The sequence below is a fragment of the Caulobacter sp. P1_D6 genome, assembly GCF_056406095.1.
Window position 1 is genome coordinate 131,515 of record NZ_JBFUAW010000005.1, and the last position, 19,713, is coordinate 151,227.

Consider the following 19,713-nt stretch of genomic DNA (forward strand, 5'->3'; position numbering starts at 1 on the left):
ATGCTCCGGTGATGTGTGCAGTCGCGCGGAATGTCGCGGTCCGACCTGCCGCGTTCAGGCCGCGGCGGGCGTCAGGACCACGACATGTTCATGCCGGATCGTCACCGTCATGCCGTCGGTGTTGACCACCGTCATGTGGCCGTTGAGCTGCTTGACCAGAGCGTCGACGATCACCGTGCCCAGGCCGCCGTGCTTGTCCGACGCGGCGTTGGCGGCCTTGCCGACGCCGTTGTCGGCGACCGTCAGGGTCCAGGCGTCGTCGTCACTGGCGAAGGTGACGGTGACCCGGGCGTCCTTCTTCAAGGCCGGGAAGGCGTACTTGACGGCGTTGATCAGCAGCTCGGTGACGATCAGGCCGATGCTGACGGCCTTGTCCGAACCGATCGTGCCGTGATCGGCGACGACCTTCAGGGTGATCGGCTGGCTGTCGCCGATCATCGAGGCGGCCAGGCTGGCGCACAGCTTGGTCAGATAGGGGCCGACCTCGATCTGGTCGACGCCGCCCGAGGCGTGCAGGTGCGACTGCACCTCGGCCACCGAGATCACCCGCTGATGGGCGTCCTTCAGATGGAAGCGGGTCTCCTCGGAGGTGACGGCCCGGGCCTTGAGCAGCAGGATGCTGGCGATGATCTGCAGGCTGTTGGCGACGCGGTGCTGCATTTCCTGCAGCAGCACCTGTTTCTGGCCCAGCAGGTCGCGCGTGCGGTCCAGCAGGCTTTCCTTCTCGCGCTCGATCGCCCTTCGCGCCGTGATGTCGGTGAAGGCCAGCAGGATCGTCGAGTTGGTGCTGGTCTCATAGATCACCTTGCGGGCGTTCAGCAGCATGACCCGAGGGCCCAAGCCCGGAAAATCATGACGGACCTCGAAGCCGTTCATGACCACCTGCTCGGGAATGATGGTCTCCAGCAGCACGCGCAGGGCGGGGATGTCCCACTGGCCGTCGCCTAGGGCGTAGAGCAGGCAGCCCATCGTCTGTTCGGGATCGACCTGGAAGATTTCGTAGAAGGACCGGCTGGCCGCCAGTACGGAAAACGCGGAGTCGAGCACCAGCAGCGGCTCGTGGATGGTGTCCACGATGGCCTGGGCCAGCGTCTGTGCGTCTTCAATCCCGGGGATCGGACGCTTCATGCGAAATGGGAATCCGATCCTAGGCGCAGGGACGCTCGCGGACGGCGACGGATGGGCGCCGATAGCTTCACCCTAGGCTCAATCCTGGCCGGAGTCCTGAACGGTTTGAGCCGCGAACGAGTCTTGCCACAGCGCCTGTTGCGCCAGATAGCGCCAGGTCTCGGCCATCGACAGCATGTCCGCCTTCAGACCCGTCGCGCCGCACGACCCGGCCCATCGTTCCATTTCGTGAGCCCGCGCCAGGCAGCTCTTGGCGCTGAGCATGTGCCGATCCCTTCGATCCAGTGCATTGCCGCAGGGGTACTAACCCCGCGCGGCGCACAAGGCTCCGAAGGACCCTAGCGGCCGCCGCCGGTGATTTCCTTGATCATCGCCTGGACCGGGGCCTTGCCGCCGGCGTTCCACACGGCCTTCAAGTGGGCCAGGGTCTGCTCGGCGGCGCCTTCGAACTTCCACTCGCAGTCGACGATCTTGCAGTTCTGGAACACCGGAGCCTGGCCGCCGGCGAAGGTCAGGCGGCAGTCTCGGAACTCGCAGTCGGAGAAATGTTCGCCGTCCAGCGAGACGGTTTCATGGTTGTAGTTCGTCGAGCTGGGCATGCGCCGTCTTTCACTGATCGTCGGTCGGGGGCTTGGTCGGATTTTCGGCGGCCTTGGCGGCGGCTTTCTCAGCGGCCTTCTGTTCGGCCTTCTTCGCCTTGAGACGCTCGCGTTCCTGGCGTTCGAAGGAGTAGTTCGGGGTGCGCGCCATGACGATCTCCTGGCCGCGGGAGGCGGCAAAAAGGAGCCCTAGCGCGGTTCGGCGCCGACTTACAGCCGTCATCCTCACCGAAAGGGCGAGAATGACGGCCAAAGTGGAGAAGAAAGGCTACTTCACGTTGCCGCAGAAGCGCTGGATGCGCGCGCAGGCGTCCTCCAGAACGTCGTTGGCGGTGGCGTAGCTGATGCGGAAGAACGGCGACAGGCCGAACGCCGCGCCGTGCACCACGGCCACGCCCTCGGTCTCCAGCAGTTCGACGGCGAAGTCCTCGTCGGTCTCGATGACCTTGCCGCTGGGCGCGGTCTTGCCGATCAGGCCGGCGCACGACGGATAGACGTAGAACGCGCCTTCCGGGGTCGGGCAGTGCAGGCCGCTGGCCTGGTTCAGCATCGACACGACCAGGTCGCGGCGTTCCTGGAACAGCTTGGCGTTCGGCTTGATGAAGTCCTGCGGACCGTTCAGGGCCTCCAGCGCCGCCCACTGCGAGATCGAGCAGGGGTTGGACGTCGTCTGGCTGATCATCTTGCCCATGGCCTTGATCAGCGCCTCGGGACCGGCCGCGTAGCCGATCCGCCAGCCGGTCATCGAATAGCCCTTGGAGACGCCGTTCATCGTCAGCGTACGGTCATAGAGCCTGGGCTCGACCTGGGCGATGGTGGTGAATTCGAAGTCGTCGAACACCAGGTGCTCGTACATGTCGTCGGTCAGCACCCAGACCTGCGGGTGGCGCAGCAGGACGTCGGCGATGGCCTGCAGCTCGGCGCGCGTATAGGCGCCGCCCGACGGGTTGGACGGGCTGTTGATGATCAGCCACTTGGACTTGGGCGTGATCGCCGCTTCCAGGGCTTGCGGCGTGATCTTGAAGCCGCTCTCGGCGGTGGTCTCGACCGACACGGGCGTGCCGCCGGCCAGCAGGGTCATGTCGGGATACGACACCCAGTACGGGGCGGGGATGATGACTTCGTCGCCCGGGTTCAGGGTGGCGACCAGGGCGTTGTAGATCACCGGCTTGCCGCCCGGGGCGACGTGCACCTGGCTCGGCTTGTACTCCAGGCCGTTCTCGCGCTTGAACTTGGCGCAGATCGCGGCCTTTAGCTCGGGCATGCCGTCGGGGTCGGTGTACTTGGTCTTGCCCGCCTTGATCGCGGCGATCGCGGCGTCCTTGATGTTGTCGGGGGTGTCGAAGTCCGGTTCGCCGGCGGAAAGGGCGATCACGTCCCGGCCGGTCGCTTTCAGGGCGCGGGCCTTGGCGCTGATGGCGATGGTGGCGGACGGGGCGATGCGCCGCAGGGCGGCGGACTCGAGCGACATGGTTCAGGGCTCCCCTGGGAGGACGTGGACTCGGAAGTCCGTTTCAGGATTGCGGCGGTCTTTACGCCCGCGCTTGCCGCGGTGCAACGCAACAAAGGCCGCTTGGCGCGCGGTTCTTGCGCCAATTCGCAGCGCGCGGTACCGCTATCATCATAAGCACGAGAGGCCGCGCCGCATGGCGGGCGGTCCAGGAGGAAACGACCATACCGGCCGCCGACGGCGGACGATTGACGCAACGACGTCTCTTGAAGGGGGAAACATGACGAAGATCGCGATCCTGGCCGCCGTGGCCGCGCTTGGCCTCGCCGCGCCGCTTACGATCCACGCCGCCGAACCGGCGGCCCAAGGCATCATGAAATACGCCATCAACAAGCCGTCCACGGCCTGGAACGTCTACGGGCCGGGCCAGACCAACGCGCCGGTCAAGGACAAGGGCGTGATCGGCGGGGGCGGCGTCCGCGTGCAGGTCACCGGGCCGACGCCGGACAAGCCCTGGGACAGCAGCGCCGGCCAGGCGGTGGGCGGCAAGATCACCAAGGGCGACGTCATCACCATCGCCTTCTGGGCCAAGGCCGAGCCGGTCGACGGCGGGCCGGCGACGGCCAACATCACCTCGGTGCGCGTCCAGCAGGCGGCCGAGCCCTGGGGCGGCATCGTCGAGGGCAAGGTCGCCGTGACCAGCGGCGACTGGCAGATCTACACCGTCAGCGGCCGCGCCAGCATGGACGCCGACAAGGGCGGGGCGGGCGTGGCCCTGCACCTGGGGGGCGCCAAGCAGACCGTGGTGCTGGGTCCGTTGTTCGTGCTGGATTTCGGCGCCAACTACGACCCGGCGACGATGAAGTAGGGTCGGGAAGCTCGACAGTCGCGCCGTTCATGCGAAAACAGGATCATGCAGCGGCTTAGACATCTGTTCGCGATCCTCGGCCTGGCGGCTTGTCTGGCGGCGGGCGTCTACGCGCACGCCATCCGCAATCCATGGCTGGCGATCGTCGCGATTATCGTCGCCGGCGTGGCGACGACAATCGCGGTCCGCTACTTTTCAAAGCATGTCGCCGCGCCGAACCTTGAAGCGGCCAAGACCCAGCCGGCGATCCGCAGCGGCCCGTTCGCCTGGGCGCTTCAGTTCGCCATGATGCTGGTCACGGTCGGGATCGCGGGCTTTCTCTTCATGTCCCAGAACCAGGCCGAGATCCCCGATTACCCGACATACCGTCTGATTGCCTGCGGGCTCGCCGCGGCCGGGGTCGTCTTGGTGGCGATCGTCATCGTCCTGTTCAAGGCCGCCAATCGGTCCTAGGCGGCCTCGCGCATGTGCTGGATGAACGCCGTCAGGTGCTTTCCCAGATAGGCCAGGGTCTTCTCGTCGATCACCTGGCCGTTCTCGATCTTGGTGTGGGCCTGGCCGACCAGCATCTCGCTGAGCGGCCAGTATTCGGCCGAGACCTTGCGCAGCGACTGGCGCAGGCCGTCCTGGGCGCGGACCGTGCCGGTGACGCCCGGCGAGGCGCCGACGATGCAGGCGGTCTTGCCCGACAGGGCCGAGGGCGAGCCGCGCGAGGCCCAGTCGATGGCGTTCTTCAACACGCCGGTGACCCCGCCGTTGTATTCGGGACAGGCCAGCAGCAGGGCGTCGGCGTCGCGCACGGCGTCCTTCCAGGCCTTGACCGGCGCCGGGTCGCCCTGGTCCTCGACGTCCTGGTTGAACAGCGGCAGGTCGTGCAGGCGAAAGATCTCGATCGTCACGCCGTCGGGCGCGCACTCCTGGGCGGCGCGCAGCAGGGCGGTGTTGAACGAGGCGGCCCGCAGGCTGCCGGAGACGCCGAGAAGTTTCATGCAAAAGGCTCCGCCATGATGCGGCGAACCTAGAGAGCGTCGCCCCTCGGCGAAAGCCGGATCAGGCGGTGAGGACGGCCTTCATGGGCGTTTCGCTCACCCCGCCCAATTGCGCCTCGACATGCGCCCACAGGCGTTCCAGGTCGCGGGCGGCCGGGCTGCCCGGCTCGTGTTCGGCGACGCAGCGGCCTTGGGCCATCGCCTTCTGGAAGGCTTCGCGCGAGCGCAGGCCGTGCGGGGCCAGCGGCAGGCCGCAGAACCGCAGGGCTTCCATGATCTCGGGGAAGGCCACCGGGGCGACTTCCGGCTTGTTGGTGTGGGCCTGGTTCAGCACCACCAGGCCGCTCTTGCCCAGGCGCCGGACCGCTTCGGCCGAGCGCACGATGGGGGCCAGGTCCAGGAACGAGGGCCGGCCCGCCACCAGGCAGAAGTCGGCGATGTTCACCGCTTGGGCGACGTCGGCCTCGGGCGCGGCGGGGGTGTCGATGAAAAGGTAGTCGAAGCCTTCCCGCATCGCATTGGATTTGGTCAGGAAAAGCTTGCCGGCGGTGATGTCGGCGAGGGCGGGGCCAGGTTCGCTGCGCGATCGCAGGGCGTCCCATGCGGACCGCTGGGGGTCCATGTCGGCCAGCAACACCTTGTGGCCCTGCAGGAACGCCATCAGCGCCAGGTTCACGGCGAGGGTCGTCTTGCCCGATCCGCCCTTTCGGGAAAGCACAGTAATTGTCTTCACGACTTGCACTCTTTGCCCAAACCGTCCGACCGGTTTCCCCGGCCGCAAGGTTCCCCAAGGTGCGTAACTGTTATGGCGAAGGTATGAACAGAACTTCAACCTGTGGATTATTTGACGCCTGAGCGAAAATTCGTCGCAACCCGTTGGCCCGCCAGGGAAACGCGGTCCGGTGGATTGCTCAGACGGCGCGGGCGTCGCGTCCTTGGCCGTCCAGGGCCAGCAGGGCGGCGACATGGCTCCACAGGCGCTCGATCTCCTGGGCGGCCGGCGCTTCGGCGTCCCATTCGCCGACCGATCGGCCCCGGGCGATGGACTGCTGGTAGATGGCGCGCGAGCGCAGGCCGACGGGGGCGATGGGCAGGCCGCAGAAGCGCAGCGCCTCGATGGCCTGCTGCACGCTGGCCGGCTCCAGCCCGCCGCGCTTGGACGGCGCCTGGTTCAGGACGATCAGCCCCGCCTTGCCCAGTCGCCGGACCATCTCGGCCGAACGCGCCACCGAGGCGATGTCCAGGAAGGTCGGGCGGCAGACCAGCACGCACAGGTCGGCGGAATTGACCGCCACGGCCACGTCGGCGTCCGGCGCGGCGGGCGTGTCGATCAGCATCACGTCATAGGCGTCGTGCACGGCCTGCGAGCGGGTCTGGAACAGCTTGCCGGCGTTGATCTCGGCCAGGCTGGGACCGGGCTCGCCGCGCGCCCGCAAGGCGTCCGAGGCCGAGCGCTGCGGGTCGATGTCGGCCAGCAGGGTCTTCCATCCCGCCAGATGGGCGGTGAGGGTCAGGTTGATCGCCAGGGTCGTCTTGCCGGCCCCGCCCTTGCGGGAGATCAAAGCCAGGGTCTTCACGTCCGACGCTCCCTAACGCGCCCCGTCCAAAGCGCTTTCCGCCAGGGCAGGGTCCTGTGGATAACTTAGCCGCGCCTTACGACAGCTTCGCAACGGGAATGTCGCGTTGGGAGAAACTTAACCATGGCGCGGCCCGCGCCACGGGAAGCGTGACGACAAAATGAGCGGCCGACGCGCGATTTGCATTCGCGCCGTGCTCACCGCGCCCCCTTGACCGCGCTTGGGGCATGGGCGAGGCAGACGGATGCTTCGTCGCCTCATCGACTTCTTCACCAACATGGACGCCCGGGCCTGGCGCACGGTCGCGGTGTCGTTCGTGCTGTTCGGCGGGGTGGGGGTGGTCTTCCTGTTCGGGGCCCAGCTGCTGGGCCTGAACGGCGAGGTCACGGTCGAGCAGTGGCTCAGCGCGGCGCACGGGCCCTGGGCCCTGCCGGTCGCGGTCGGCGCCTTCGCGGCCCTGGCCTTCATCGGCGTGCCGCAGTTCGTGCTGATCGCCGCGGCGGTGGTCGCCTTCGGCCCCTGGACCGGCTTCGCCTACAGCTGGATCGGCACCCTGGTGTCGTCCCTGGTGGGGTTCTGGCTGGGGCGGACGTTCGGCGGCCGGCTGTTGCAGGACCTGGCCGGCGACGGCGTGGCCAAGTTCATGAAGCTGATCGGCAAGAACGGCTTCCTGGCCAGCCTGATCGTCCGGCTGGTGCCCTCCGCGCCGTTCATCGTCGTCAACATGGCGGCGGGCGTCACGCCGATGAAGCTGCGCGACTTCGCGGCCGGCACCGCCATCGGCATCATCCCGAAGATCGCCCTGACCGCCTTCGCCGGCAATTCCATCGTCCAGGCGCTGAAGGGCGGCGGCCAACGGCACATCGTCATGCTGGTCGTCGCGGTGGCGGTCTGGATCGTCGCCGGCCTGGTCGCCCGCGCCTGGCTCAAGAAGCGCGAAGCCGCCGCGGACTAGGAGAAGGCGGGCTGGGAGAGGGCGGTTTCACGCCCGATCGGCGTCGTCTCCGGGGCGTTTGACGCGCCAAGCCCATGATCTCGCGACACGGTCGACCTCGTTTTCCGCACGCCGAGGTCGAAAATTGCTCTGTGTGCGGCGAATTGCTCGATTAAAGCAAAATGCTTGCCGGTTTTTGGGCTGCTGTGTAGAAAGCAACCATGAACGTCGCGCGCCAACTGCTTCTGCTTCGGCTTACCACCCCCTGGGCGCTCTAGGGGCCGCGCTTCGTCGTGGCCGGGCGCGCAGGGGATGACTGAACCCGCCGCCGCCCCCACGCAGACACTTTCCGACGAGTAGCTCCATGACCGCCCCCGTATCTCCCGCCGCTTTCGACAAGCGCGACAACGTCGTCATTTTCGACACCACCATGCGCGACGGCGAGCAATCGCCCGGCGCCTCGATGTCGCATGACGAGAAGCTGGAACTGGCCAAGATCCTCGAGGAGATGGGGGTCGACGTCATCGAGGCCGGCTTCCCGATCGCCTCGAACGGCGACTTCGAGGCGGTCCGCGAGATCGCCAAGATCGTCAAGAACAGCACCATCGCCGGCCTGTGCCGCGCCCACCAGGTCGACATCGACCGTTGCGCCGAAGCCCTGAAGGGCACGCAGCGCGGCCGCATCCACGTGGTGATCGCCACCAGCGACCTGCACATGAAGCACAAGCTGCAGATGGAGCCCGACGCGGTGATCGACGTGATCGCCCGTTCGGTGACCCACGCCCGCAACCTGCGCGACGACATCGAATGGTCGGCCGAAGACGCCACCCGCAGCGACCGCCAGTTCCTGCGCCGCGCCATCGAGACCGCCATCAAGGCCGGGGCCACGACGATCAACCTGCCCGACACGGTGGGCTACACCTATCCGTCCGAGTACGCCGACCTGTTTGATTGGATGACCAAGAACGTCGACGGCGCCGACAAGGTGATCTTCTCGACCCACTGCCACAACGACTTGGGCCTGGCCGTGGCCAACAGCCTGGCCGGCGTGCAGGGCGGAGCGCGCCAGATCGAGTGCGCGATCAACGGCCTGGGCGAGCGCGCCGGCAACGCGGCGCTGGAAGAGATCGTGATGGCCCTGAAGGTGCGCGGCGACAAGCTGCCCTTCGAGACCAAGATCGACACCACCCACATCACCCGCGCCAGCCGCTACGTCTCGGCCATCACCGGTTTCCCGGTGCAGTACAACAAGGCCATCGTCGGCAAGAACGCCTTCGCGCATGAAAGCGGCATCCACCAGGACGGGATGCTGAAGAACCGCGAGACCTACGAGATCATGACCCCGGAATCGGTCGGCCAGGCGCCGTCCAGCCTGGTCATGGGCAAGCACTCGGGCAGCCACGCCTTCCGCGCCAAGCTGAAGGACCTGGGCTACGAGCTGGGCCAGAACGCCCTGAAGGAGGCCTTCGGCCGCTTCAAGGACCTGGCCGACCGCAAGAAGCACGTCTACGACGACGACATCATCGCCCTGGTCGACGACGCCCTGGCGCGCGGCTCGGAACGCATCCGCGTCCAGCGCCTGCGCGTGGTGGCCGGCACCGACGGCCAGTCGGCCGAGCTGACGCTGGAAGTCGACGGCGAAGTGAAGACCTCGGAAGCCTCGGGCGACGGTCCGGTGGACGCCGTGTTCAACGCCATCCAGCAGATCGTGCCGCACAACGCCGCCCTGCGCCTGTTCCAGGTGCACGCGGTGACCGAAGGCACCGACGCCCAGGCCCAGGTCTCGGTCCGCCTCGAAGAGGACGGCCGCATCGCCACCGGCCAGGCCGCCGACACCGACACCCTGACCGCCTCGGCCAAGGCCTATGTGAACGCCCTGAACAACCTCATGGCGCGCAAGGAAAAGAGCCGGCCGGACACGGCGATCGCCAGCGGCTTCTAGGCCGCTGACCGTTTGCTGAACGGCCGCGTCGCCAGCAGCTCCGCCGACAGGCAGGCCTGGGGTTCGACCTCCAGGCCCATCGCCCGCAGATCCTCGCACAGCACCCGGCGCGGTTCCTGATCCAGGAACGCGCCGGCGTCGATGACCAGCGCCCCGCCCGGGCGGAGCATGGTCATGGTCGAGGCCGCGGCGGCGCGCGCGTCGGTCACCGTCGAACAGCCCACGATCAGCAGCACGTCGCTCTGCTCGTCGGCCGCGCGGCAGGTGGCCCGGCGGGCGGCTTCCACCCGGTCGTAACCCTTGCGCCACAGCACGCTCATCGCCTCGCCCGCCTCGGGTCCGGTCACCGCCACGAAACACAGCGGGGTGGCTTCGGCGAGGGCGAGCATGCGCCCGAGCGTGTGTTGGATCCCGTCGGTCGGAACGCCGAGCAGGAACTGCGCGGCCTGACGGAATGGATGGGACGACATGGTCGAAACCTCTGACTTGTCGAACCCGTCACCGGACGAGCCGACCGCCAGGTTATGCGGCAGACGGGCCTAAAGCCTCCATTCGGAAACGGGTTCGCCGCATAAGGGCCGCATAAGCGTTCCGCTATCCGGGAGGACGGAAGATTCCGTCCATCAACGGCCTGGAGGTGGCGGATCTCACGACGCTCCGCGGAAGTTCTTCGACGGCTGGGTCTCGAACCCACGGCGTCGAACTACGGTCAAGCTACGCGCAATCGACGAAGCTTGACTGTAAGACAACTTCCCCGCGTCACATTCCGATGTTATCAAATCTTGAACGAGGAGATCGGCTGTGATCAGAACACTCTTCGCCAATCTGGTTCACTACACGTCGGCTCGGATCCGACACCCGAAGGTCTTCGAATACCGGGGCCTGACCATCCCGTTGGCCGCGACGCCCGAATTCGAGTCCGTGCGGCGCTCGATGTATCGCGGCGCGTACGAGGGGCATGAGCTGCAGGCGCTGGCGAAGCTGATCAAGCCGGAGGACGTGGTTCTCGAACTCGGCGCCGGCCTGGGCGTCGTTTCGACGTTCATCGCCAAGCGACTGAACTCGCCCGAGCAATTGACGACAGTCGAAGCCAACCCGCGCCTGCTGCCGTCGATAGAAGCCGTCGCCGCGCAGAACGGCCTCAAGCTCAAGGTGCTCCAGGGCGCCGTCGGCGCCAGGGACGGCTCCGCCGAGTTCTTCTTCGCCAACAATTTCCATTCTTCGTCGACGCTGGATCGCGGTCTGGGCGCGCAGGCCACGGTCGTCGAGACCCTCGCCTTCGACCGGCTCCTTCGGGACATCAAGCCGTCGGTCGTGGTGTTCGACATCGAGGGCGGGGAGGTGGAGATCTTCGCCGACCCGCTGCCGGCCTCCGTTCGGGTGGTCTGCGGCGAGATGCATCCGCACATCGTCGGCGATGCGGCCATCACGCGGATCATCGAGTCGTTCTTCAAGCAAGGCTTCGTGCTGAGGGTCGATCAGTCGCTTGGTCGGGCCTTCGCCTTCGAACGAGACTAGGCGCCCGCGCACACCGCTCATCCTCGCGCTGAACGAGCCGCCGCGCCGCCGGCGTGCGTCGACGTTCCGACGGCGCGTCCCCAATCCCCATACCGACCTGGCGAGCGACCCTGGATTGGGCGCGGGCCTGTTCGTCGCTACGAGTACAGTCATGATCTGGATTCCCATCACCATCGCCGCCTCGTTCGCCCAGGTCGCCCGCAACGCCGCCCAGCGCTCGATCATGGACGGCAACGGCGGCGGGACCGGTCCGTGGGGCGCGACCTTGGTGCGGTTCCTGTTCGGCCTGCCGTTCACCGCGGTGTTCGTCGGCGTCGCCTTGGCCCTGACGCGGGGCGAGCAGCCGCACGCGACGCCGGCCTTCTGGGCGGCGGCCTTGCTGGGTGGGGCCAGCCAGATCGCCGCCACGGCCGCTCTCCTGGTGGCCATGCGCCGCGCGGGCTTCGCGGTGGCCACGGCGGTCCAGCAGAGCTCGATCCCCCTGGCCGCCCTGCTGGGCCTGCTGGTCTATGGCGAGCGGCTGAGCTCGGTCGGGTGGGCGGGCGTGGCCGTGACCAGCGTGGCGCTGCTGGTGGTCACCTGGCCGCGCACGGGAGCGTCGGGCCAGCAGCCGGTCAGCGGCGCGGTCTACGCCCTGCTGTCGGGCCTGGCGTTCGGCTTCTGCCTCAACGCTTTCCGGCAAGCGGGCCACGCGCTGGAGCCCAACCACCCGATCTTCGCCGCGGTGGTCACGCTGATGACCGTCCAGATCGCCCAGACCCTGGCCCTGGGCCTGTTCCTGGCGATCACCAATCGCGCCGCCCTGGTCGCCGTGGCGCGGGCCTGGCGGCCGTCGCTGGGGGCTGGGTTCTGGGGGGCGGCGGCCTCGGCCGGCTGGTTCATCGCCCTGGCCCTGGCTCCGGCCGGGCAGGTGAGGGCGGTGGGAGTGGTCGAGGCGCCGATCGCCGCCCTGGTCGGACGCCGTCTGTTCGCGGAACGCTTGACCCCCGTGCAAGTGATCTTCGGCCTGATCGCGGCGGCCGGAGTCGCCATGGCGGCGCTCGGCTAGAAAACGCCATGTTTCTAAGATGAAACCCCCCGCGCCGCCGTTCTGCGAAAACAGGTGATCCGGGGTCTGTAATAGACCTTGAAATCAACGCTTTCGCAGGGCAAACGGGCTTCGTCGGCAGCTTTGTGGCAGTCAGACGACGGCGCGGCAGGGGCCAGCGCTCCCGTCGTGCGGCAGGCGCTCGTCTAATGGGACATAACCCCGCATTTCGCGGGAATCATGTTGTCCTCCTTTGGAATTGAAGTAGGAGCCATCTTTACCCTTCGCCTTCGCCGCTTCGGCGGCGCAAATGGCTCCGTTTCGCATACCCGCCATCTTCTCTTTCTGAAGACCCAATCGCCTTCGCCCCTTATCCCCTCAGTCAGGGCTTTCAATGTTTTCTTCCCTTTTCGGCGTCATCTCCAACGACATCGCCATCGACCTGGGCACCGCCAACACCCTCATCTACATGAAGGGCAAGGGCATCGTCTTGAACGAGCCGTCGGTGGTCGCGCTGCGCAATGTCGGCGGCCGCAAGATCGTCCACGCGGTGGGGATCGAAGCCAAGCAGATGCTGGGCCGCACGCCGGGCCACATGGAAGCCATCCGCCCGATGCGAGACGGGGTCATCGCCGACTTCGAAGTCGCCGAAGAGATGATCAAGTACTTCATCCGCAAGGTTCACAACCGCAAGGGCTTCGTGAACCCCAAGGTCATCGTCTGCGTGCCGTCGGGCGCCACCGCCGTGGAACGCCGCGCCATCAACGACAGCTGCCTGAACGCCTCGGCCCGCCGCGTGGGCCTGATCGACGAGCCGATGGCCGCCGCGATCGGCGCCGGCCTGCCGATCCACGAGCCGACCGGTTCGATGGTCGTCGACATCGGCGGCGGCACCACCGAGGTGGCCGTGCTGTCGCTGTCGGGCATCGTCTATTCGCGCTCGGTCCGCGTCGGCGGCGACAAGATGGACGAGGCGATCATTAGCTACATGCGTCGCCACCATAATCTGCTGATCGGCGAAACCACCGCCGAGCGCATCAAGAAGGAAATCGGCACCGCCCGCGCGCCGGCCGACGGCGAAGGCCTGTCGATCGACGTCAAGGGCCGCGACCTGATGCAGGGCGTGCCGCGCGAAGTCCGCATCAGCGAAAAGCAGGCCGCCGACGCCCTGGCCGAACCGGTCGGGCAGATCGTCGAAGCCGTGAAGGTGGCCCTGGAAGCCACCCCGCCGGAACTGGCGTCGGACATCGCCGACAAGGGCATCATGCTGACCGGCGGCGGCGCGCTGCTGCGCGGCCTGGACGCCGAGATCCGCGATCACACCGGCCTGCCGGTCACCGTGGCCGACGATCCGCTGTCATGCGTGGCCCTGGGCTGCGGCAAGGTGCTCGAGCATCCCAAGTGGATGAAGGGCGTCCTTGAATCGACTCTCGCCTAGGCGCCAATCTAAGTCGGACGCCGCGGGGGGCGTCGGGAGAACTAGTACGTGCCCTTTCGCGAAGGTCCGCTCGGCGACCTGAAAGTGCCGCTTACCTGGACCGCGGCCGTGGCGTTGATCGTCGCGATCGTGATCGCGGTGGCGTTCCTGCTGGCCGATCGTCGCGAGACCCTTCAGCAGCAGGCCTACGGCGTCACCCGCCAGACGGTCGACACGGTGTCCAAGCCGGTCAGCGGCGTGATCGCCGCCCCGGGGCGGTGGACCGGCCTGGGCGTCGACTTCATCAGCAGCTATTTCTTCACCGCGTCCGAGAACCGCCGGCTGAAGGCCGAGCTGAAGGAGATGCGCGGCTATCGCGACCAGTACCTGGCCGAGGTGGATAAGAACCAGAGCTACCGCACGCTGCTGGGCCTGCGCACCGATCCCCCGATCCCGATGGTCGCCGCCCGCGTCGTCAGCGACACCCGCGGCCCCTTCGCCAACACCCGCCTGGCCGACGCCGGCGCGGAAAAGGGCGTGGTGGTCGGCAATCCGGTCATGAACGAGCGCGGCCTGGTCGGCCGGGTGGTCGGCGTGGCCCACGGGGCCAGCCGGGTGCTGCTGCTGACCGACATCGCCTCGCGCACGCCGGTGATGATCGATCGCACCAACGCCCGCGCCATCCTGACCGGCGACGGCGGCCCCAATCCGAAGCTGGAATACCTGCGCGGCGTCGATCCGATCAAGGAGGGCGACCGGGTTGTCACCTCGGGCGACGGCGGCGTGGTGCCGCGCGGCCTGCCGGTGGGCGCGGCGGTCAAGGGCCTGGACGGTCGCTGGCGCGTGGTGCTGTTCGCCGACGACAGCGCCATCGACTATGTCCGCATCCTGCTGTTCAAGGACTTCTCGCAGCTGGCCGACCAGAAGGCCCTGCTGACCCGCAGCCTGCCGCCGGTGACGACCGAGGACCCCGACGTCTCGATCCTGGGTCCCGCCGCCACCGCGCCCAAGCCGCCGGCCCAGACGGGCGCCACGCCACCGCCGGCCGCCGCCAAGCCGCCGCCCACGACGCCGGCTCCCAAGCCCGCGGCTCCGACTCCGCCCAGGCCCGCGACTTCCGCGCCGACGGCCGGTCAGCCGACCGGCGGGGGGATCTAGGATGGGCGGCGCGCGGCCTCTGCATCCCGGCCGCTGGCTGGGCGTACCCGCGCTGTTCTGCGTGCTGGCGACTATCGCCTTCGCCGCGCCGATCCGCATCTACGGCCTGCAGCTGCCCGAGCCGGTGTTCGCCATGGTCCCGGCCTTCGCCTGGGCCCTGATCCGGCCGTCGATCCTGGCGCCGTTCGCCCTGCTGCTGCTGGGCCTGTTCCTGGACATGTTCTGGGGCGGGCCGACCGGCCTGTGGGGCCTGTCGCTGCTGGTCGCCTACGCCACCGCCTTGGCCGGCCGCAACATGATGACCGGCCAGAGCCGGCCGATGATGTGGGCCTGGTTCGCCGGGGTCAGCGCCGTGGCCATGGCCGCCGGCTTCCTGTTCAGCATGCTGGACAGCCTCGCCATGCCCAGCCTGCTGGCCGTCTTCTGGCAGTTCCTGGTCACGGCCCTGTTGTTCCCGTTCGCCCACCGGCTGATCGACCGGTTCGAGGACGCGGACGTTCGGTTCCGGTGACGCCATGAGCGAACCGTCAATCTTCTTCTTCGAGGTCAACGAGCGGCAGGGGGTGTTCCACCGCCGCGCGTTCCTGATGGGCGGTCTGGCCGGCGGCGGCCTGCTGGCCCTGGGCGGACGCCTGGCCCAGCTGCAACTGGTCGAGGCCCGGCGCTACCAGAAGCTTTCGGCCGGCAACCAGTTCAACTACCGCCTGACGCCGCCGCCGCGTGGCCTGATCCTGGACCGCAACGGCGTGGCCCTGGCCTCCAATCGGCCGAACTTTCGGCTGATGATCACCAAGGAATCCAAGGACTTCGACGTCGAGGCCGCCCTGGACGACTTGGCCCTGCTGGTGCCGATCGACGGCACGCGCCGCGCCCGTCTGATCAAGGACATCGCCCGCGCGCCCCGCAAGGCGCCGGTGGCGGTGATGGAGGACATGACCTGGGAGGAGTTCTCACGGGTCAACATCCGCGCGCCCGAGCTGCCGGGCGTCACGGCGGACATGGGCGAGGTGCGGGTCTATCCGTTCGGCGGGGCGTTCGCCCATGTGATCGGCTACGTCGCCAAGGTTTCCGACCGCGACCTGGAGAAGGCCAAGGACGAGCCCGACCAGGACCTGCTGCACCATCCCGGCTTCCGGATCGGCAAGCAGGGTGTGGAAAAGGCCCTGGACCGCGAGCTGCGCGGCCGTCCCGGCGCCACCAAGGCCGAGGTCGACGCCCAGGGCCGCACCGTGCGCCTGGACCCCGAGGGCGACATCCCGCCGACCCCGGGCAAGGAAGTGCGTCTGACGCTGGACGCCGACATCCAGAACCGCGCCCTGGAAGTGATGGGCGACGAAAGCGGCGCCATCGTCGTGATGGACATCCGCAACGGCGACCTGCTGGCCATGGTCTCGGCCCCCAGCTTCGACGCCAACCGCTTCGTGAAGGGCCTGTCGGGCCCGGAGTACAAGGCGCTGGCCGAGTACGAGCGCAAGCCGCTGCTGGACAAGGCGCTGAGCGGCAACTTCCCGCCCGGTTCGACCTTCAAGCCCACCGTCGGCCTGGCCGCCCTGACCGCCGGGATCGATCCCGAGGTCCGCGTGAACTGCGGCGGCAGCTGGTATTACGGCGGGCGGACCTGGCGGTGCTGGGAGAAGGGCGGCCACGGCTCGCAGAACCTGCACGAGGCCATCAAGAATTCCTGCGACATCTACTTCTACCAGACATCGCTGAAGATCGGTCCCGACGCGATCGCCGCCGCGGCCCGGGCGATGGGCTTCGGCGAGACCTTCGACATCGGCATTCCCGGCCAGAAGAAGGGCCTGGTGCCGGACCGGGCGTGGAAGAAGCGGGCCTTCAAGAAGAATCCCGCCAACCAGATCTGGTTTCCGGGCGAGACCCCCAGCTACGGGATCGGGCAGGGGGCCCTGAGCGTCAACGCCCTGCAGCTGGCGGTGATGACCGCCCGCCTGGCCAACGGCAAGAAGGCGCTCAATCCGCGCCTGATCAAGTCGGTCGGCGGCGTCGAGCAGCCCAGCGGCGCCGCCGTGCCCGACCTGCCGTTCAGCCAAGAGCACCTGACCTATGTGCGCGGCGGCATGGAGGCGGTGGCCAACGACGTGCGCGGCACCGCCTACCGCCAGAGCCAGCTGGGCCTGGGCGACGTCAAGATGGCCGGCAAGACCGGCACGGCCCAGGTGCGCAGCTACGACAATGTCGCCAACCGCAAGAGCACCAGCGTCGCCTGGCGGCTGAAGGACCACAACCTGTTCGTGGCTTTCGCGCCCTATGACGATCCGCGCTACGCCGTGGCGGTCATCATCGAGCACGGGGGCCTGGGCGGCGCCACCGCCGGCGCCCCGCGGGCCCGCGAGGTGATGCGCGTGGCGCTGCTGAAGGACCCCGAGGTCCGCGCCCGCATCGAACGGCCCATGCCTTTGCCCGAAGAACCGGTCGAGACCACGCCTGATGGTTCGGTCGAGGGCGCCGCGCCCGAAGATCCGACCGTGGGCGCGCCGCCCCCGGCTCCCGCCGCCACGACTCCCATTGTTCCCGCGTCTCCCGCTCCTGGAGCTCCCCGATGACCCTCAGCGGCGGCCTCAGCCGGCCTGGCGAACGCGACCGGCCGATCATCAAGTTCATGGAGATCGACTGGACCTTGTGTCTGGTCCTGTGCCTGATCGCCGGCACCGGGGCCCTGATGCTGTTCTCGATCGCCGGCGCCTCGTGGGAGCCGTGGGCCGACAAGCACCTGCTGCGCTTCGGCATCTATTTCGTGATGATGATCGCCCTGGCGATGATCGACCTGCGGGTCTGGTTCACCATGGCCTATCCCGTCTATGGCGTGGCCCTGCTGCTGCTGGTGGCGGTGGAGGCGGTCGGCGACGTGTCGCTGGGGGCCCAGCGCTGGCTGGCCATCGGGCCACTGCGCTTCCAGCCGTCCGAGATCATGAAGATCGGCGTCGTCCTGGCCCTGGCCCGCTACTATCACGGCCTGTCGGCCGACAGCGCCCGGCTGTCCTGGAAGCTGCTGATCCCGCTGGCCCTGATCGGCGCGCCGACCTTGCTGGTCGCCCACCAGCCCGACCTGGGCACCGCCGTGCTGATCGCCCTGCCGGGCCTGTCGATCATGGTGCTGGCCGGCCTGTCGCTGCGGCTGATCATCGGCGGGATCGTGGCCGGCCTGGCCGCCCTGCCGCCGTTCATCTTCTTCGTGCTGCACGACTACCAACGCAACCGGATCCTGACCTTCATGGACCCGGAGAAGGACCCGTCGGGCAACGGCTACCACATCATGCAGTCGAAGATCGCCCTGGGCTCGGGCGGGCTGATGGGCAAGGGCTTCGGCCTGGGGTCGCAGAGCCAGCTGAACTTCCTGCCCGAGAAGCAGACCGACTTCATCTTCGCCACCCTGGCCGAGGAGTTCGGCTTCATCGGCTGCTTCAGCGTGCTGTTCCTGTACGGCGTGGCGATCTTCATGGCCCTGCGCATCGCCTCGATCAGCCACAGCCACTTCGGACGCCTGTCGGCGGCTGGGGTCACCGCCACCTTCGCCCTCTACGTGCTGATCAACGGCGCGATGGTCATGGGCATGGCTCCGGTGGTGGGCGTGCCCATGCCGATGCTGTCGTACGGCGGCACCGTCATGCTGACGGTCATGATCGGGTTCGGGCTGGTGCAGGCGGTGAGGGTGCACCGCTATACGGAAGTCACCAGCGGCAAGGGTTCGCTGATGTAGGGGCTAGTGGGGGCAAGTGGTCGCCTCACCTACTTCCCCTTCAGCGCCCGCCCGGTCACCACAGCTCCCGCCCCATACTTCCCCCGCAGTCCGTCGATCACCGTCTCGCTCTTCAGCGCCTTGCGCTCGTCGCCGGCGAAGAAGTCGTCGGCCGCGCCCTCGGCGGGGACGAAGTCGGTCAGGCCCGCGCCGATCAGGCGGTAGTGCAGACCGCCGGGCTCGGCCGCCAGCAGTTCGCGCGCCACCTGGAACAGGGTGCGGGCGGTCTGGATCGGGACGGGCAGGGTGCGGCGGCGGGTATGGATCTTGAAGTCGGGCGTGCGCAGCTTCAGCGTCGCCACCCGGCCCGCCACCCCGCCGGCCCGGGCCTGGCGGGCGACCTTCTCGCACAGCGGCCACAGCTCGTCCTCGAGCTCCTCGCGCTTGTAGAGGTCGTCGTTGAACGTGGTCTCGGCGCTGATCGTCTTGCGCTCCTGATCGGGATCGACCAGCCGGGTGTCGCGGCCGTTGGCCAGGTGATGCAGCCGCAGGCCGCTGGAGCCCAGGACCTTGACCAGCCATTTGAGGTCGGCGTTGGCGATGTCGCCGACCGTGCGCAGGCCCTCCGAGGCCAAGGTCGTGACGGTGGCCGGGCCGACGCCGGGCAGGATCGACACCGGCCTGGGGGCCAGGAACTCGGCGATCCCCGTCGCCCCGATCACCGAGAAGCCGCGCGGCTTGTCCAGCTCGGAGGCGATCTTGGCCAGGAACTTGTTGGGCGCCAGGCCGATCGAGACGGTGATCTGGACCTCGGCCTCGATCTCCTTCTGCACGCGGGCCAGCATCACCGCCGGCGGGGCGCCGTGCAGGCGCTCGGTGCCCGACAGGTCGATCCAGGCCTCGTCCAGCGACAGCGGCTGCACCAGGGGCGTCAGGGCCTCCAGCTTGGCCATGATCCGCCGGCTCTCGTGCTTGTACTTGGCGAAGTTGGGCTTGATGACCACGGCCTCGGGGCACAGCTTCAGCGCCTTGTACATCGGCATGGCCGAGCGCGGCCCGCTCATGCGGGCGATGTAGCAGGCCGTCGTCACCACCCCCCGCTTGCCGCCGCCGACGATCACCGGCTTGTCGCGCAGGGTCGGGTCGTCGCGCTTCTCGACCGAGGCGTAGAAGGCGTCGCAGTCCATGTGGGCCATGCTGAGCTGGCCCAGCTCTTCGTGGAAGATCACCCGGGGCGACCCACAGGACGGGCAGCGCGAGACCTTGGCCTCGCCCGTCGCCAGGCAGTCGCGGCAGAGGGCCTTCATAGGAAGGGGGCCTTCACGCCCGGACGATCGCCTCCAAAACGGCTGTCATCCCGGACAAGCGAAGCGCAGATCCGGGACCGCCGGAAGCGCACGCGTTCACGC

The 19,713-nt window shown here is 68.0% G+C and carries 21 protein-coding genes; 11 read left to right on the plus strand and 10 right to left on the minus strand.

Translation table 11 applies throughout. The features are described 5' to 3' along the window. Window positions 1-54 precede the first annotated feature (54 nt). From AC1DYP_RS03345 to AC1DYP_RS03365, 5 genes are all read right to left on the minus strand, one after another. Window positions 55-1,128 (minus strand): sensor histidine kinase, encoded by a 1,074-nt coding sequence (locus tag AC1DYP_RS03345; protein ID WP_477045133.1) that lies wholly within the window; start codon window positions 1,126-1,128, stop codon window positions 55-57. A 78-nt stretch (window positions 1,129-1,206) separates the two neighbouring features. Then, a complete protein-coding gene (locus AC1DYP_RS03350; protein ID WP_477045134.1) occupies window positions 1,207-1,392 on the minus strand; it encodes a hypothetical protein in 186 nt (61 codons plus the stop codon). A 74-nt stretch (window positions 1,393-1,466) separates the two neighbouring features. Beyond that, window positions 1,467-1,727: a hypothetical protein gene (locus AC1DYP_RS03355; RefSeq protein WP_477033618.1), complete on the minus strand. Its 261-nt coding sequence runs from the start codon at window positions 1,725-1,727 to the stop codon at window positions 1,467-1,469. A gap of 10 nt (window positions 1,728-1,737) precedes the next feature. Further along, window positions 1,738-1,878, minus strand: coding sequence for a hypothetical protein (locus AC1DYP_RS03360; protein ID WP_477033617.1), 141 nt, complete (start codon window positions 1,876-1,878; stop codon window positions 1,738-1,740). 117 nt (window positions 1,879-1,995) lie between these two features. Beyond that, window positions 1,996-3,198 carry a pyridoxal phosphate-dependent aminotransferase gene (locus AC1DYP_RS03365; RefSeq protein WP_477045135.1) on the minus strand — a complete coding sequence of 401 codons (1,203 nt, stop codon included), beginning with the start codon at window positions 3,196-3,198 and terminating at the stop codon, window positions 1,996-1,998. A 259-nt stretch (window positions 3,199-3,457) separates the two neighbouring features. Here AC1DYP_RS03365 and AC1DYP_RS03370 point away from each other — a divergent pair, with 259 nt between their 5' ends. Continuing rightward, window positions 3,458-4,045 carry a hypothetical protein gene (locus AC1DYP_RS03370; protein ID WP_477045136.1) on the plus strand — a complete coding sequence of 196 codons (588 nt, stop codon included), beginning with the start codon at window positions 3,458-3,460 and terminating at the stop codon, window positions 4,043-4,045. Window positions 4,046-4,090: 45 nt separating this feature from the next. Then, window positions 4,091-4,498 (plus strand): hypothetical protein, encoded by a 408-nt coding sequence (locus AC1DYP_RS03375; RefSeq protein ID WP_477045137.1) that lies wholly within the window; start codon window positions 4,091-4,093, stop codon window positions 4,496-4,498. Here AC1DYP_RS03375 and AC1DYP_RS03380 read toward each other — a convergent pair. The 3 genes from AC1DYP_RS03380 to AC1DYP_RS03390 all read right to left on the minus strand — a co-directional run bounded on the left by AC1DYP_RS03380 (window position 4,495) and on the right by AC1DYP_RS03390 (window position 6,611). Continuing rightward, entirely contained in the window at window positions 4,495-5,034 is a 540-nt protein-coding gene (locus AC1DYP_RS03380) for an NADPH-dependent FMN reductase (RefSeq protein ID WP_477033613.1), read from the minus strand. The two genes, AC1DYP_RS03375 and AC1DYP_RS03380, sit on opposite strands and share 4 nt — an antisense overlap. A gap of 61 nt (window positions 5,035-5,095) precedes the next feature. Beyond that, entirely contained in the window at window positions 5,096-5,752 is a 657-nt protein-coding gene (locus AC1DYP_RS03385; RefSeq protein ID WP_477045138.1) for an AAA family ATPase, read from the minus strand. Between the two features lie 193 nt (window positions 5,753-5,945). Then, the gene (locus AC1DYP_RS03390; protein ID WP_477033611.1) at window positions 5,946-6,611 is read right to left on the minus strand and encodes an AAA family ATPase; all 666 of its coding nucleotides are present in this window, start codon (window positions 6,609-6,611) and stop codon (window positions 5,946-5,948) included. 244 nt (window positions 6,612-6,855) lie between these two features. Here AC1DYP_RS03390 and AC1DYP_RS03395 point away from each other — a divergent pair, with 244 nt between their 5' ends. Beyond that, a complete protein-coding gene (locus AC1DYP_RS03395; RefSeq protein ID WP_477045139.1) occupies window positions 6,856-7,566 on the plus strand; it encodes a TVP38/TMEM64 family protein in 711 nt (236 codons plus the stop codon). 343 nt (window positions 7,567-7,909) lie between these two features. Next, the gene (locus tag AC1DYP_RS03400; protein WP_477045140.1) at window positions 7,910-9,487 is read left to right on the plus strand and encodes a 2-isopropylmalate synthase; all 1,578 of its coding nucleotides are present in this window, start codon (window positions 7,910-7,912) and stop codon (window positions 9,485-9,487) included. Here the strand turns inward: AC1DYP_RS03400 and AC1DYP_RS03405 are convergent. Continuing rightward, window positions 9,484-9,957, minus strand: coding sequence for a hypothetical protein (locus tag AC1DYP_RS03405; protein ID WP_477045141.1), 474 nt, complete (start codon window positions 9,955-9,957; stop codon window positions 9,484-9,486). The two genes, AC1DYP_RS03400 and AC1DYP_RS03405, sit on opposite strands and share 4 nt — an antisense overlap. A gap of 424 nt (window positions 9,958-10,381) precedes the next feature. Between AC1DYP_RS03405 and AC1DYP_RS03410 the strand changes: the two genes are divergently transcribed. From AC1DYP_RS03410 to rodA, 7 genes are all read left to right on the plus strand, one after another. After that, the gene (locus AC1DYP_RS03410; RefSeq protein WP_477045142.1) at window positions 10,382-11,005 is read left to right on the plus strand and encodes an FkbM family methyltransferase; all 624 of its coding nucleotides are present in this window, start codon (window positions 10,382-10,384) and stop codon (window positions 11,003-11,005) included. A gap of 151 nt (window positions 11,006-11,156) precedes the next feature. Next, window positions 11,157-12,053, plus strand: a complete 897-nt coding sequence (locus AC1DYP_RS03415; RefSeq protein WP_477045143.1) for an EamA family transporter — start codon at window positions 11,157-11,159, stop codon at window positions 12,051-12,053. A gap of 373 nt (window positions 12,054-12,426) precedes the next feature. Beyond that, window positions 12,427-13,470: a rod shape-determining protein gene (locus AC1DYP_RS03420; protein ID WP_004623009.1), complete on the plus strand. Its 1,044-nt coding sequence runs from the start codon at window positions 12,427-12,429 to the stop codon at window positions 13,468-13,470. Between the two features lie 48 nt (window positions 13,471-13,518). After that, on the plus strand, window positions 13,519-14,607 hold the full coding sequence (gene mreC / locus AC1DYP_RS03425) for a rod shape-determining protein MreC (RefSeq protein WP_477045144.1): 1,089 nt from the start codon (window positions 13,519-13,521) through the stop codon (window positions 14,605-14,607). Window position 14,608: 1 nt separating this feature from the next. Further along, window positions 14,609-15,118, plus strand: coding sequence for a hypothetical protein (locus tag AC1DYP_RS03430; RefSeq protein ID WP_477033604.1), 510 nt, complete (start codon window positions 14,609-14,611; stop codon window positions 15,116-15,118). Window positions 15,119-15,122: 4 nt separating this feature from the next. Then, entirely contained in the window at window positions 15,123-17,171 is a 2,049-nt protein-coding gene (mrdA, locus tag AC1DYP_RS03435; protein ID WP_477045145.1) for a penicillin-binding protein 2, read from the plus strand. Beyond that, window positions 17,168-18,325, plus strand: a complete 1,158-nt coding sequence (rodA, locus tag AC1DYP_RS03440; protein WP_477045146.1) for a rod shape-determining protein RodA — start codon at window positions 17,168-17,170, stop codon at window positions 18,323-18,325. The genes mrdA and rodA overlap by 4 nt, the downstream gene beginning before the upstream one ends. Window positions 18,326-18,354: 29 nt before the next feature. On the opposite strand, the gene AC1DYP_RS03445 is transcribed toward rodA, so the two are convergent. After that, entirely contained in the window at window positions 18,355-19,611 is a 1,257-nt protein-coding gene (locus tag AC1DYP_RS03445; RefSeq protein ID WP_477045147.1) for a DNA polymerase IV, read from the minus strand. Window positions 19,612-19,713 lie beyond the last annotated feature (102 nt).

Coding starts and splice junctions, on each gene's coding strand:
- AC1DYP_RS03345 (WP_477045133.1), bottom strand. CDS start 1,128: ATGAAGCGTCCGATCCCCGGGATTGAAGACGCACAGACGCTGGCCCAG.
- AC1DYP_RS03350 (WP_477045134.1), bottom strand. CDS start 1,392: ATGCTCAGCGCCAAGAGCTGCCTGGCGCGGGCTCACGAAATGGAACGA.
- AC1DYP_RS03355 (WP_477033618.1), bottom strand. CDS start 1,727: ATGCCCAGCTCGACGAACTACAACCATGAAACCGTCTCGCTGGACGGC.
- AC1DYP_RS03360 (WP_477033617.1), bottom strand. CDS start 1,878: ATGGCGCGCACCCCGAACTACTCCTTCGAACGCCAGGAACGCGAGCGT.
- AC1DYP_RS03365 (WP_477045135.1), bottom strand. CDS start 3,198: ATGTCGCTCGAGTCCGCCGCCCTGCGGCGCATCGCCCCGTCCGCCACC.
- AC1DYP_RS03370 (WP_477045136.1), top strand. CDS start 3,458: ATGACGAAGATCGCGATCCTGGCCGCCGTGGCCGCGCTTGGCCTCGCC.
- AC1DYP_RS03375 (WP_477045137.1), top strand. CDS start 4,091: ATGCAGCGGCTTAGACATCTGTTCGCGATCCTCGGCCTGGCGGCTTGT.
- AC1DYP_RS03380 (WP_477033613.1), bottom strand. CDS start 5,034: ATGAAACTTCTCGGCGTCTCCGGCAGCCTGCGGGCCGCCTCGTTCAAC.
- AC1DYP_RS03395 (WP_477045139.1), top strand. CDS start 6,856: ATGCTTCGTCGCCTCATCGACTTCTTCACCAACATGGACGCCCGGGCC.
- AC1DYP_RS03400 (WP_477045140.1), top strand. CDS start 7,910: ATGACCGCCCCCGTATCTCCCGCCGCTTTCGACAAGCGCGACAACGTC.
- AC1DYP_RS03405 (WP_477045141.1), bottom strand. CDS start 9,957: ATGTCGTCCCATCCATTCCGTCAGGCCGCGCAGTTCCTGCTCGGCGTT.
- AC1DYP_RS03415 (WP_477045143.1), top strand. CDS start 11,157: ATGATCTGGATTCCCATCACCATCGCCGCCTCGTTCGCCCAGGTCGCC.
- AC1DYP_RS03420 (WP_004623009.1), top strand. CDS start 12,427: ATGTTTTCTTCCCTTTTCGGCGTCATCTCCAACGACATCGCCATCGAC.
- AC1DYP_RS03430 (WP_477033604.1), top strand. CDS start 14,609: ATGGGCGGCGCGCGGCCTCTGCATCCCGGCCGCTGGCTGGGCGTACCC.
- mrdA (WP_477045145.1), top strand. CDS start 15,123: ATGAGCGAACCGTCAATCTTCTTCTTCGAGGTCAACGAGCGGCAGGGG.
- rodA (WP_477045146.1), top strand. CDS start 17,168: ATGACCCTCAGCGGCGGCCTCAGCCGGCCTGGCGAACGCGACCGGCCG.
- AC1DYP_RS03445 (WP_477045147.1), bottom strand. CDS start 19,611: ATGAAGGCCCTCTGCCGCGACTGCCTGGCGACGGGCGAGGCCAAGGTC.